The sequence below is a fragment of the Bradyrhizobium diazoefficiens USDA 110 genome (assembly GCF_000011365.1).
Classification (GTDB): domain Bacteria; phylum Pseudomonadota; class Alphaproteobacteria; order Rhizobiales; family Xanthobacteraceae; genus Bradyrhizobium; species Bradyrhizobium diazoefficiens.
In genome coordinates, this window is the sequence record NC_004463.1 from 8,006,819 (window position 1) to 8,019,234 (window position 12,416).

The following is a 12,416-nucleotide window of genomic DNA, read 5'->3' on the forward strand; positions in this document are numbered from 1 at the left end:
AGGACTTCCACTCGGTACGCGTGCAATCATGCAAGTTGGGTGCCGGGCTGCGCGGGCGGCGGAAACCGGAGCTGGACCGTCAGGCCCGGCGCATTGTCATGCAGCGCAATCTCGGCGCCATGAAGGCGCGCCACTGCCGCAACGAGGCTGAGGCCGAGGCCGTTGCCCGGCGTGTAGCGGCTTTGTTCGAGACGGTAGAACCGCTTGAAGACGTGATCGCGCGCCTCAGCGGGAATGCCCGGACCGTCGTCGGCGATCGTAATCATGGCGCCGCCATCGGCGCTGCGGCATGTCACCGTCACCTGCCCGCCTTTGCGGCCGTGCTTGATCGCGTTGTCGACGAGATTGGCGACGGCGTCGAACAAGAGGTCGCGGTCGCCCGTGATCGCGACCTCGCGGTCGCCGCCGAGGCTGAGACGCGTCGCAACCTGCTCGGCGGCGGCGTCGTAGAGCTCGACGACCTCGCCGGCGATCTCGGCGAGATCAAGCGCGCGAAAGGCGCTCCTGCGGGCGCGGGTCTCGATCTCCGAGATCCGGGTGATGGAGGCGAACATGCCGAGCACGGCATCGAGATCGGCGATGGTGTCGCCGATCAGCGTGGCATCCGCCTCGCTGTTGCGCGGGGTGTGATAGGCCTTCTCCAGCCGGCCGCGCATGCGCGTCAGCGGCGTGCGCAGATCGTGGGCGACGTTGTCGCTGACCTGCTTGACCTCGCCCATCAGCGTCTCGATGCGGTCGAGCATCTGGTTGAGGTTTTCGGCGACGCGGTCCCACTCGTCGTGGCTGCCGCGCAGGGGAATGCGGCGGTCGAGACCGGACAGCATGATGGCACGGCTGGTGGCGTTGATCTCCTCGATCCGCCCCACCGTGCGCCGGGTCACCAGCACGGCTGCGAGCCCGGCGAGCACCAGGAGCAGCACCGCGACCGCGACCATGGCGAGTTCGATCGTGCCGGTGAAGCCGTCGCGATCGCCGGCGGAGCCGAGCCGGCTCTCCACATAGGCGAGCGTACCGAAATAGACGTAGGCCATGATCGCCGCGACGATCAGCCCGAATGCCGCGATCGCGATCAGCGCCAGACGGAAGGTCGAGGAGCGGAGCGTCTTAGCCAGGAGCACGGAGACAATATCCGATGCCGCGGATGGTGTGGATCAGCGGATAGGCCTGGGCGTCGTCGACCTTGCGGCGGACGCGCCCGACATAGACGTCGATGATGTTGGTCGAGGGATCGAAATGCAGGTCCCAGACGTGCTGGAGCAGCATCGCACGCGAGACGACGCGGCCCTCGTTGCGGACGAGATATTCGAGCAGCTGAAACTCGCGCGGCAGCAGCGGAATCTTGCGGCCGCGGCGGCTGGCGTTGCGCGCGATCAGGTCGATGGCGAGGTCGCCGACGCGCAACAGCGTCTCCTTGGCGATGGTCTCGCTGCGGCGGCCGAGGGCCTCGAGCCGCGCAAGCAGCTCGACGAAGGAGAACGGCTTGACGAGATAGTCGTCCCCGCCGGCGCGCAGGCCGCGCACGCGGTCGTCGACCTCGCCGAGCGCGGAGATGATCAGGAAGGGCGCCGCGATGCCGTCGTCGCGCAATTGGCGCATCACGGTGATGCCGTCGATGTCGGGCAGCATGCGGTCGATGGTGATCACGGCATAGTCGCGGGCGGCGCCGTGGCTCAGGGCTTCGCGCCCCGTGGCGGCGAGATCGACCTCATAGCCAGAGGTCGTCAACTCTTCGACGAGCTGGCCTGCGGTTTCCGGATCGTCCTCGACGACCAGGATGCGGCGGTGACCTCCGGTCATGCAAAACTCCGCGCGACGATCGCCACCAGACTATCCCGTTCCGGGGCTGAGCGGAACCGCCCGATGGCGATCGCGACAATGGTGCGGTACGGCGATGCGACTACCAATAGTCTCCGCACACATTGACCCATTGCCACCCATAGGGCGTCCAGCTCCTGCGCCAGCAACCGTCGTCGTAGTAATTGGCGTAGTAGAAGGGCGCGCCAACGAAGGCGAACCGGTGGAAGCGATGATGGCGGAAGAAGAATGCATGGCGGCCGATGAAGGGCCTGCCGTGCCAGCCCGTGCCGGCGAAACGCGGCCCGAAGGCGGCGCGGGTCGCGAGCGGCGCACCGGCAAAGCGCGGCCCGATCGCAGCGTGGGCGGTCATCGGCGAGCCGGCGAAGTGGGCGCCACCGAAACGAGCACCGCCCACGCCGCCGACATGCATCCCGCCAAAGCCACCGGCGTGCATGCCGCCGCCGAAATGTCCTCCGCCGCCAAAGCCGCCATGTCCTCCGCCGCCGAAGCCGCCGTGTCCTCCGCCGCCGAAACCACCACCTCGGGCGAGAACGGGCGAAGCGACCCCCAACGTCGCAGCCATGGCCGCCGCGACGATGCCGGTGAGAAGCCTGCTGTGCATCTGAATATCCTCCTTGTCGCGGCGACGGTCGCGCCGCTCCGGGGGATCAGATGAGGAGAATGCGCCCTCACCTTCAACTTACAAATGCGCCAGATTCTGACGCGGGTGTTAGGGAGGCCCAACTCTCTCGTTCCCTCGCCCCGTTCTTACGGGGAGGGTGGGGTGAGGGCTATCTCCAAGAATGCGATGCGGACTGTTGGCCAAGCTTTCGTCGCGCACTCACATCGGAGTCGGATGGGCCGCCATCTTGGCAACATAGTGCGCTGCGCCTCACCCGGAATCCGCGCTGCGCGCGAATTCCGACCTCTCCCCGCAGAAGAGCGGGGAGAGGTTGGAGATCACACGCGCTTGCCGCCGCTCTTCTCGGCGGCGCGGCGCAGGGCTTCGGCGAGGGCGCCGCCGCCGGAGGATTCCTGCTTGCGCGGCGCCGACGAGGTCATGCGGGCTGCATTGCGCGAGCCATTGTCGCGCTGCATGCCGGGGGCGTCCTTCTTGGCGCCGACCTCGTCGTCGAGCCGCAGCGTCAGCGAGATGCGCTTGCGGGCGACCTCGAAGTCCAGCACCTTCACCTTGACGATGTCGCCGGGCTTCACCACCTCGCGCGGGTCCTTGATGAAGGTCTTCGACATCGCCGAGATGTGCACGAGGCCGTCCTGGTGGACGCCGATGTCGACGAAAGCGCCGAACGCGGCGACGTTGGTCACGGTACCCTCGAGGATCATGCCCTTCTGGAGGTGCTTGATCTCCTCGACACCCTCCTTGAACACAGCGGCCTTGAACGCCGGACGGGGGTCGCGGCCGGGCTTTTCGAGCTCGCGCAGGATGTCGGTGACGGTCGGCAGACCGAAGGTCTCGTCGACGAAATCCTTCGGCTTCAGCGTGCGCACGATCTCGCTGCTGCCGATCAGCGCCTTGATGTCGCTCTTGGTGGCCGCGAGAATCCGGCGCACCACCGGATAGGCTTCCGGATGCACGCCGGACGCATCGAGCGGATCCTCACCGCCGAGAATGCGCAAAAAGCCCGCGCACTGCTCGAACGCCTTCGGCCCGAGGCGCGGCACGTCCTTGAGCGACTTGCGCGACTTGAACGGGCCGTTGGCGTCACGATGTGCCACGATGCTCTGCGCAAGGCCCGAGCCCACGCCCGACACGCGGGCGAGCAGCGGCGCCGAGGCGGTGTTGACGTCGACGCCGACGGCGTTCACGCAATCTTCGACCACGGCGTCGAGCGACTTGGCGAGCTTGGCCTGGCCGAGGTCGTGCTGATACTGGCCGACGCCGATCGCCTTCGGCTCGATCTTGACGAGTTCGGCAAGCGGATCCTGGAGGCGCCGCGCGATCGAGACCGCGCCGCGCAGGGTGACGTCGAGACCGGGCAGTTCCTCCGAGGCGAAGGCCGAGGCCGAATAGACCGACGCGCCGGCTTCCGACACCACGATCTTGTTCATCTTCAGCTCGGCCAGGCCCTTGACGAGATCGCCTGCGAGCTTGTCGGTCTCGCGCGAGGCCGTGCCGTTGCCGATCGCGATCAGCTCGACACGGTGCTTCAGGGCAAGCTTGCCGAGGATTGCGAGCGACTCGTTCCATTGCCGCTGCGGCTCGTGCGGATAGATCACGGCGGTATCGACGACCTTGCCGGTCGCGTCGGTGACGGCGACCTTGACGCCGGTCCGGTAGCCGGGATCGAGCCCCATGGTGACGCGGGTGCCGGCGGGCGCGGCTAGCAGCAGGTCGCGCAAATTGGACGCGAACACGCGCACGGCCTCGGTCTCGGCCGCGTTCCACAGCCGCATGCGCAGGTCGATGTTGAGATGCACCTGGATCTTGGTGCGCCAGGCCCAGCGCACCGTGTCGATCAGCCAGCGGTCGCCGGCGCGCTTGAGGTCGGCGATGCCGAACCGCTTCATGATCTTCAATTCGTAGGCGCTGGGCACGCCCGGCGGCGGCGCCTCGGCTTCGGCCTGAATCTGCAGGTCGAGGATTTCTTCCTTCTCGCCGCGGAACATCGCCAGGATGCGGTGCGACGGCAGCCTGGTCAGCGGCTCGGAGAATTCAAAATAGTCGGCGAACTTTTCGCCCTCGGTCTTCTTGCCATCGCGCACCTTGGAGGCCATGCGCGCATTGGTCCACATCTCCTCGCGCAGCGCGCCGATCAGATCGGCGTCTTCGTCAAATCGCTCGACCAGGATGGCGCGGGCGCCGTCGAGTGCGGCGGCGGCGTCAGCCACGCCCTTCTCGGCGTTGATGAAGCTTTCCGCCACGACCTTGGGATCGTTGCCGGGCTCCGCCATCAGCTGATTGGCGAGCGGCTCGAGGCCGGCTTCCTTGGCGATCTCAGCCTTGGTGCGGCGCTTCGGCTTGAACGGCAGATAGATGTCTTCCAGGCGCGCCTTGCTGTCGGCGGCCATGATCGTGGCTTCGAGGGCGGCATCGAGTTTGCCCTGCTCGCGGATCGATTCGAGGATCGCCTTGCGGCGGTCTTCGAGCTCGCGCAGGTAGCCCAGGCGCTCCTCCAGGGTGCGCAATTGCGCGTCGTCGAGCGCACCGGTCGCTTCCTTGCGGTAGCGGGCGATGAAGGGAACCGTGGCGCCGCCGTCGAGCAGCGTCACCGCTGCCTCGACCTGCTCGGCCCGAACTCCAAGCTCCTGCGCAATTTTCTGGTTGATATTTGCCACGCGAGAATCCCTCTCTCCAAGCACGCGACGCAAACCGAAATCCGGTCGCGGGACGCCGCTTATGGACCAACCCAGGTTGATTCATCAAGGTGCCGCGCGCAACCGTCGACAGACGATTTTTTTGTTGAACCGATGCGATCTCGCCACAATCGTGGGGATGCGGCGGGCGCGGTTGGTATGAAGACTCTATCCTCTTGTCGTCCTGGCGAAAGCCAGGACGACGACGGGGATTGACAGGCGCCTCCGTTCCACGGCTGTTTGCACCGCCGGACCACCGAACTCCACACGAGGACTGCAATGCGGACGACATCGGTCGGCGTCTTCAAGATCGTCACCAAGGGCCCCGGCGACGTCTCCGGCCTCATGGCCATGATCGGCTCCGGCGCGATCGATCCCAAATCGATCCTCGCCGTTCTCGGCAAGACCGAGGGCAATGGCGGTGTCAACGACTTTACCCGGGAATATGCCGTTGCCGCGCTGTGCACGGCTCTGGCGCCACAGCTCGGCTTGTCCCCCGAGGAGGTCGAGCAGCGCATTGCCTTCGTGATGTCCGGCGGCACCGAAGGCGTGCTCAGCCCGCATATCACGGTGTTCACGCGCCGCGAGGTCGAGCGGCGGCCGGCGGGCTTGTCGGGCAAGCGCCTGAGCATCGGCATGGCGCACACGCGGGACTTCCTGCCGGAGGAGCTCGGACGCGCCGCGCAGATCGCGGAGACGGCCGCGGCCGTGAAGGCCGCGATGGCGGACGCCGGGATCGCCGACCCCGCCGACGTCCATTTCGTGCAGATCAAGTGCCCGCTGCTCACCAGCGATCGCGTCGAGGCCGCAAGTGCACGCGGCAACAAGACGGCGACGACCAGCGCCTACGGTTCGATGGCCTATTCGCGCGGCGCCTCCGCGCTCGGCGTTGCGGTCGCGCTCGGCGAGACCGGCTCGGACATCAGCGACGGGGACGTGCTGCGCCGCTACGATCTGTTCTCGAAGGTGGCATCCACCTCGGCCGGAATCGAGCTGATGCACAACGTCGTCATCGTGCTCGGAAATTCGGCGGCATCGGCCAGCGAGTTCGAGATCGGCCACGCCGTGATGAACGATGCGATCGACGCCGCCGCCGTGACGTCGGCGCTGAAGTGCGTCGGGCTTGGCGTCGCACCGCAAGCGGAAGCCGGGCGCGAGCTCGTCAACATCTTCGCCAAGGCGGAGGCCTCGCCCGATGGCAGCGTGCGCGGCTTTCGCCACACCATGCTGGAGGACACCGACATCAGCTCGACGCGCCACGCCCGCGCCGCGGTCGGCGGCCTGATCGCGGGCCTTGCCGGCACCGGCGCAGTCTACGTGTCCGGCGGCGCCGAACATCAGGGCCCGGCGGGCGGCGGGCCGGTTGCGGTGATCGCGCGACTATCGGATTGAGACGGCCGGCCTCCTAAGGTCGTGCGACCTCTCCGCCCCATGCAACCCTGCCCTTCGCGCCGGCTCAGTTGATTCACGCAGGGTCCATGCGAAAGGAAGGACCGCCGCATCTAGAGGATTTGAATTTCATGACTTTGCCGATGAGCTGGAACGAGTGGGCGCAGCACGATGGCGTGGGGCTGGCGGCGCGCGTCCGCAAGGGCGAGCTGACGCCGAAGGAATTGGCCCGCCAGGCCGCTGCTGCCGTCGCCAAGGTCAATCCGGCGCTGTCGGGCGTGGTCGAGCTGTTCGAGGACGTGATCGCCGATCCGGCCAAGGACGGCGCCAACCTCGCCGGCCCGTTCGCCGGCCTGCCCTTCCTGATGAAGGATCTCGGGCCGACCATGAAGGGCCGGCTCCAGGAGATGGGTTCGCTGCTGATGCGCGGCAATCGCGCGAGCGCCGACACCTTCCTGACCGGCAAATTCCGCCAGGCCGGACTGAACCTGATCGGGCGCACCACGACACCGGAATTCGGCGTCTGCAGCTCGGCCGACAATCCGGCCGTCTACGTCACGCGCAATCCCTGGAACACCGACTACACCACCTGCGGCTCGTCCGCGGGCAGCGCGGCGATGGTTGCCGCCGGCGTGGTGCCGATCGCGCATGCGACCGACGGCGGCGGCTCGATCCGCATTCCCGCCGGCGTCAACGGTAATATCGGGCTGAAGGTCTCGCGCGGCGTGTTCTCGCTGGCCCCGCACATGTCCGACCTCACCGGGCTCGTCTCGATCCAGGGCTGCCAGTCGCGCTCGGTGCGCGACACCGCCGCCTTCGTCGATCACGCGCGCGGGCCTGCGCCCGGCGAGTTCATGCCGTTCTGGACCACGGCGCAGCCCTATTCCGAGATGATCAAGCGCGATCCGGGCAAGCTCCGCATCGCGCTGTCGCACACGTGGGGCGATTACACCGCGACGCCGGAGATCGCCGCCGAGCTGGAGAAGACCGGCCGCTTCCTCGAAGGCCTCGGGCACCATGTCGACTACGCACTGCCCGAGCTCGACTTCCGTGCGGCGTTCGAGGCGCAGACGATGTGCTACATCTCGAATTTTGCGGTGGTGATCTCGAACATGCTGGCCGCGCGCGGGCTGGACAAGCCGCCGGAAGATCTCATCGAGCCGATGAACATCAGGATCTGGGAAGCCGGCCGGCACACCAGCTTCGCCGAGCGGGCGAAGATGCAAGGCGTGTTCAACACGACGTCACGCGGTTTCGGCGCGTTCTTCGAGCAGTGGGACGTGATCCTGACGCCGATCACGGCGCTGCCGACGCCGAAAGTCGGCACCAGGGAATATCTCACCATCTCCGACAATCCTGACGTGCTCGACTGGTTCGGCAATCTCTGGCGCTTTTTCGCCTTCACCCCGCTCGCCAATCTCTGCGGCATGCCGGCGATCTCGATGCCGATGGCAACCCAGGACCACGACCTGCCGCTCGGCATCCAGGCGATCGCCAAGCAGGCCAATGACGGCCTGCTGCTGCAACTCGCCGCCCAGATCGAGCGCGCGCTCGACGGCAAGTGGAACGGCGGCAGAAAGCCGAAGGTGCATGTGAGCTGAGGAGCTGCGGTCGCAATGACATGCGATCGCGCTGCCGCCTCAATTCTTCATCGCCGGGATCTCCTCCGTCGGCTGCTGCTGCCCCTGCTTGTACATCGCGAGCGCCTTGTCGAGCGCTTCGCGCAAGGCCAGCGCGGCGGCCACGCTGCAACGCAGGTGCGCGGTCTGGACCACTTCGACCCTGACCGCGGCTCCGACCGGCATCAAGAGGTTCGCGGCGAGCTCGACCTGGATCGCGCCGTTGTGATGGCCGAAGCAGGACGCGCCGTCGAAATAGATGATCGGCGCCCGCTCGGAGCTCGAGCTCGAAATGGTGACGGGCCCCTGATTGGTGCCGGGTGTTTCGGGGTCGGCCATAAGCGCTCCTTGCGGCTAGTCGAACGAACGAAGCGCTCACCATCGGCGCTTCGGACCGCCCTGTCGAGGCCCAACCGACCGCAGGCCTACCGTGCGACCCGCATTCGGGGTTTTGCGCGGCGCCCGGCACTGGTCTAGAACATCGCCATGTCCAGCTCATCGACGTCCGGCCTACCTGCCACGCTCCCGTTCGAGGAACTGGCCGAGGCCATCAAGGGCCGCCGCTCCGACTACGGCCATATCAGCGGGCTCCAGCTCGACCGCTTCGCACCCGCCGAGGCCTGGTCCAGCCTGCCCTACCGTCCCGTCTTCGTCGGCGACACCGAGACCGGGGTGCTGCATGGCGGCGTCGTCACCGCGATGCTGGACGAGAGCTGCGGCATGGCCGTGCAGCTCGCGCTCGACGGCACGCGCGCGATCGCAACCCTCGACCTGCGTATCGACTATCAGAAGCCGGCGACGCCGGGCCTCGACATCAAGGCGCATTCGGTCTGCTACCGCACCACGCGCTCGATCGCCTTCGTACGCTCCACCGCGTATCAGGAGTCCGAGGACGATCCGGTCGCAACCGCAACGGCCTGCTTCATGATCGGCGCCAACCGCACCAACATGCTCGCCGACCGCAGGATGGATTCGCGCAGCATCCCGACCCTGGAGGCGCCGGAGGATCCGGATGGCCCGTTCGCCCGCAGCCCGTTCGCGCGCTGCCTCGGCATCCGCGTCAACGACGACGGCACGCTGACCATGCCGTTCTCGCCAAAGATCATCGGCAATCCGATCCTGCCCGCGATCCATGGCGGCATGACCGGCGCCTTCCTCGAGACCACGGCGATCATCGGGGTCGCACGCGAGCTCGGCGCCGCCGCGCCGCCCAAGCCGATCGGGCTGACCATCAACTACTTGCGCTCCGGCCGCGCGCTCGACAGCTTTGCCAATGTCTCGATCGTCAAGCAGGGCCGGCGCATCGTCGCCTTCGAGGCGCGCGCCTGGCAGGACGATGCGGACAAGCCGATCGCCACTGCCTTCGGCCATTTCATGCTGCGGCCGACGCCTGGAAACGACGAGGAATAGGCCTATTTTACTTGACGGCGGGGGCCTGGAACCACAACGATAGCGCGTTCCCCGTGAGAGGTATTGGGTTGCGGCATCCGATCGACATCATCGCCATGTTCGCCGCCATGTGGCTGCTGGCGTCGATGGTGCTCGACGCGGTGACGCCGAAGGAGCTGACCGCGGTGCTGATCGCCATCGCGATCGGGCCTGCCGTGGTCATCACCGCCGTGTTCTACTATCTGCGCTGCCCGCGCACGGATTTCGCGGTGATGTTCGCAGCGCTGTGGCTGATCTCGGACATCGCCATCGCCTTCATCTCGCCGAAGGAGCTGCCGCATTTCCTGATCGTGCTCGGCTTCGTGCCGGCCCTGCTGATCGGCAGCGTACTGCACTGGCAGCGCTTCCAGCGCCGCCACGAGCGGTTGCATGTGCCGTCGGCGAAGCGCAGCTAACGCGGCAGCAGGTTCGTCTTCGCAAGATCGAGCACCTCGTCGCCGCGGCCGTTCATCACCGCACGCAGCACCCAGAGGCTGAAACCCTTGATCTGCTCGGTCGTGATGGTCGGCGGCATCGACAGCTCCTGCTTGGCGGTGACGACGTCGAGCAGCGCGGGCCCGTTGTGGGCCAGCATCTCCTTCACCGCGCCCGGAAGCTCGCCGGGGTCCTCGACGCGCTTCGCGAAGATCCCCATCGCGCGCGCCATCGCCGCGAAATCGGGGTTTTGCAGGTCGACATTGGTGTCGACGAAGCCGGCGGCCTTCATCTCCAGCGCAACGAAGCCGAGCACGCCGTTGTTGAAGACGACGACCTTCACCGGCAGCTTCATCTGCGTCAGCGTGATCAGATCGCCCATCAACATCGTGAAGCCCCCGTCGCCCGACAGCGAGATCACCTGGCGGCCGGGCTGCGAGGCCTGCGCCCCGATCGCCTGCGGCATCGCATTGGCCATCGAGCCGTGCACGAAGGAGCCGATCAGCCGGCGGCGGCCGTTCATCTCGAGATAGCGCGCCGCCCACACCGTGGGTGTGCCGACATCGGCGGTGAACACGGCATCCTCGGACGCATGGTCGCTGACGACCTTGGCGAGATATTGCGGATGGATCGGCTTGCTGCCGGGGGTGCCCCTGGCGAGCGAGTCCAGCCCCTCGCGCGCCTTCTTGTAATGCGCGACGGCATCGTCGAGATGCTTGCGCTGGGTCTTGGTCTTCAGCAGCGGCAGCAGCGCCTCGATGGTCAGCTTGACGTCGCCGATGAGGCCGAGGTCGATCTTGCAGCGTCGGCCGAGATTTTCCGGGCGGATGTCGATCTGCGCGATCTGGCAACCGGTCGGGAAGAACTGCTTGTAGGGGAAATCGGTGCCGAGCATCACCAGCGCGTCGCAGGCGTGCATGGCGGCATAGCCCGAGGAGAAGCCGATGAACCCGGTCATGCCGACATCGTAGGGATTTTCGTATTCGACGTGCTCCTTGCCGCCGAGCGCATGCACGATCGGGCTCTTCAAGGCCTCCGCAAGCTGCATCAACGGCGCATGCGCGCCGGCGCAGCCACGGCCGCAGAACAGGGTGATGCGCTCGGCGCCGTTCAGGAGGTCCGCGAGCGCCTTCAGCTCATTGGCCTCAGGCACGACTTTCGGCGCCGACAGCGCGAGCCCCCGCGCCGTCGACAGCGCGCGCCTCGGCGGATCGCGGAACGCGACGTCGCCGGGCATGGCGATGACGGCGACGCCGCGCAGGCCCACGGCCGCACGAATGGCGTTCTCGATCACGAAAGGCAGCTGGCTCGCATCCGAGACCAGCTCGCAATAATGGCTGCATTCCCGGAACAGGTTTTGGGGATGGGTTTCCTGAAAGTAGCCGCCGCCGATTTCGGCCGACGGAATCTGCGCCGCGATCGCCAGCACGGGGACGCGGCTGCGATGCGCGTCGAACAGGCCGTTGATCAGATGCAGATTGCCCGGGCCGCAGGAACCTGCGCAGACCGCAAGGCTTCCGGTCATCTCGGCTTCGCCGGCGGCTGCGAACGCCGCAACCTCCTCATGCCGGACGTGGATCCATTCGATGGTGCCGCGACGCCGCAGCGCCTCGGTAAAAGCATTCAGGCTGTCGCCGACGATGCCGTAGATCCGCTTGACGCCGGCCTGTTCGAGCGTTGCCACGAACAGATCGGCCACGTTGTTGATCGCCATGTCGGTCTCCTGATCTCGCTGATTCAGCAAGATAGGATAAAGCGCGGCCGTGACGGGATCACGGCTGGTTTATTGCAGCTTCAGTCTTTCACAATCGCCCGATCGTAGGCCGCGATCGTCTGCTTTGCGCGCGCTGCGACATCGGCCGCCGACATGCCGGGCTTGTAGAGGCTGGAGCCAAGCCCGAATGCGGTGACGCCGCCCTTGATATACTCCGCAAAATTCTGGTCGGAGACACCGCCGACGGCAGCGATCATCACGCCGGCCGGCAGCACCGCGCGAATCGCGGCGATACCGGATGCGCCGAGCACGCTCGCCGGAAAGAATTTCAGGCCCGATGCGCCAGAGCGCGCGGCAAGCAGCGCCTCGGTCGGCGAAAACACCCCCGGCAACGTCACCATGGCGTATTGATGCGCACGCGCGAGCACCTGCGTATCCACATTCGGCGAGACCATCAGCTTGCCGCCGACGTCATTGAGACGATCGACATCTGCGGTGGTCAGCACCGTGCCGGCGCCGATCAGCACGGCGGCCGGCGCGAGCTTCGCAGCGGTGGCGATCGAGCGGAACGGATCGGGCGAATTCAGCGGAATTTCGATCGCGGTCATGCCGGCCTCGATCAGCACGCTGACGATGGACTCGGCCTCCTCCGGCTTGACGCCGCGCAGGATCGCGACCAGCGGACGCTTCATCGACGGAAAGGGAACACTCATCTCAGG

At 66.7% G+C, this 12,416-nt stretch carries 11 protein-coding genes; 4 read left to right on the top strand and 7 right to left on the bottom strand.

What is annotated here, in order from left to right; genetic code table 11:
- Positions 1–26 precede the first annotated feature (26 nt).
- The 4 genes from BJA_RS36900 to BJA_RS36915 all read right to left on the bottom strand — a co-directional run bounded on the left by BJA_RS36900 (position 27) and on the right by BJA_RS36915 (position 5,094).
- On the bottom strand, positions 27–1,118 hold the full coding sequence (locus BJA_RS36900) for a sensor histidine kinase (protein WP_011090012.1): 1,092 nt from the start codon (positions 1,116–1,118) through the stop codon (positions 27–29).
- Complete coding sequence (locus BJA_RS36905; protein WP_011090013.1) at positions 1,105–1,797, bottom strand: response regulator transcription factor; 693 nt, start codon at positions 1,795–1,797, stop codon at positions 1,105–1,107. The genes BJA_RS36900 and BJA_RS36905 overlap by 14 nt, the downstream gene beginning before the upstream one ends.
- Before the next feature lie 100 nt (positions 1,798–1,897).
- The gene (locus BJA_RS36910) at positions 1,898–2,419 is read right to left on the bottom strand and encodes a hypothetical protein (protein WP_011090014.1); all 522 of its coding nucleotides are present in this window, start codon (positions 2,417–2,419) and stop codon (positions 1,898–1,900) included.
- Positions 2,420–2,757: 338 nt separating this feature from the next.
- Positions 2,758–5,094 (bottom strand): Tex family protein, encoded by a 2,337-nt coding sequence (locus BJA_RS36915; protein WP_028172917.1) that lies wholly within the window; start codon positions 5,092–5,094, stop codon positions 2,758–2,760.
- A gap of 297 nt (positions 5,095–5,391) precedes the next feature.
- Here BJA_RS36915 and BJA_RS36920 point away from each other — a divergent pair, with 297 nt between their 5' ends.
- A complete protein-coding gene (locus tag BJA_RS36920; RefSeq protein WP_011090016.1) occupies positions 5,392–6,504 on the top strand; it encodes a ring-opening amidohydrolase in 1,113 nt (370 codons plus the stop codon).
- 128 nt (positions 6,505–6,632) lie between these two features.
- Positions 6,633–8,102, top strand: a complete 1,470-nt coding sequence (locus BJA_RS36925) for an amidase (RefSeq protein WP_038965463.1) — start codon at positions 6,633–6,635, stop codon at positions 8,100–8,102.
- 39 nt (positions 8,103–8,141) lie between these two features.
- Here the strand turns inward: BJA_RS36925 and BJA_RS36930 are convergent, their stop codons facing one another.
- Positions 8,142–8,459, bottom strand: a complete 318-nt coding sequence (locus BJA_RS36930) for a hypothetical protein (RefSeq protein WP_028172914.1) — start codon at positions 8,457–8,459, stop codon at positions 8,142–8,144.
- 147 nt (positions 8,460–8,606) lie between these two features.
- Here BJA_RS36930 and BJA_RS36935 point away from each other — a divergent pair, with 147 nt between their 5' ends.
- Positions 8,607–9,530: a PaaI family thioesterase gene (locus BJA_RS36935; RefSeq protein WP_011090019.1), complete on the top strand. Its 924-nt coding sequence runs from the start codon at positions 8,607–8,609 to the stop codon at positions 9,528–9,530.
- Positions 9,531–9,598: 68 nt separating this feature from the next.
- Positions 9,599–9,964, top strand: coding sequence for a hypothetical protein (locus BJA_RS36940; protein ID WP_028172912.1), 366 nt, complete (start codon positions 9,599–9,601; stop codon positions 9,962–9,964).
- Here the strand turns inward: BJA_RS36940 and poxB are convergent.
- Together poxB and BJA_RS36950 are read right to left on the bottom strand one after the other, a co-directional pair.
- Positions 9,961–11,697 carry a ubiquinone-dependent pyruvate dehydrogenase gene (poxB, locus tag BJA_RS36945; protein WP_011090021.1) on the bottom strand — a complete coding sequence of 579 codons (1,737 nt, stop codon included), beginning with the start codon at positions 11,695–11,697 and terminating at the stop codon, positions 9,961–9,963. The genes BJA_RS36940 and poxB overlap by 4 nt on opposite strands.
- Before the next feature lie 80 nt (positions 11,698–11,777).
- Positions 11,778–12,410 carry a 2-dehydro-3-deoxy-6-phosphogalactonate aldolase gene (locus BJA_RS36950; RefSeq protein WP_011090022.1) on the bottom strand — a complete coding sequence of 211 codons (633 nt, stop codon included), beginning with the start codon at positions 12,408–12,410 and terminating at the stop codon, positions 11,778–11,780.
- Positions 12,411–12,416: the final 6 nt, after the last annotated feature.

Coding starts and splice junctions, on each gene's coding strand:
- BJA_RS36905 (WP_011090013.1), bottom strand. CDS start 1,797: ATGACCGGAGGTCACCGCCGCATCCTGGTCGTCGAGGACGATCCGGAA.
- BJA_RS36910 (WP_011090014.1), bottom strand. CDS start 2,419: ATGCACAGCAGGCTTCTCACCGGCATCGTCGCGGCGGCCATGGCTGCG.
- BJA_RS36920 (WP_011090016.1), top strand. CDS start 5,392: ATGCGGACGACATCGGTCGGCGTCTTCAAGATCGTCACCAAGGGCCCC.
- BJA_RS36925 (WP_038965463.1), top strand. CDS start 6,633: ATGACTTTGCCGATGAGCTGGAACGAGTGGGCGCAGCACGATGGCGTG.
- BJA_RS36930 (WP_028172914.1), bottom strand. CDS start 8,459: ATGGCCGACCCCGAAACACCCGGCACCAATCAGGGGCCCGTCACCATT.
- BJA_RS36935 (WP_011090019.1), top strand. CDS start 8,607: ATGTCCAGCTCATCGACGTCCGGCCTACCTGCCACGCTCCCGTTCGAG.
- poxB (WP_011090021.1), bottom strand. CDS start 11,697: ATGGCGATCAACAACGTGGCCGATCTGTTCGTGGCAACGCTCGAACAG.
- BJA_RS36950 (WP_011090022.1), bottom strand. CDS start 12,410: ATGAGTGTTCCCTTTCCGTCGATGAAGCGTCCGCTGGTCGCGATCCTG.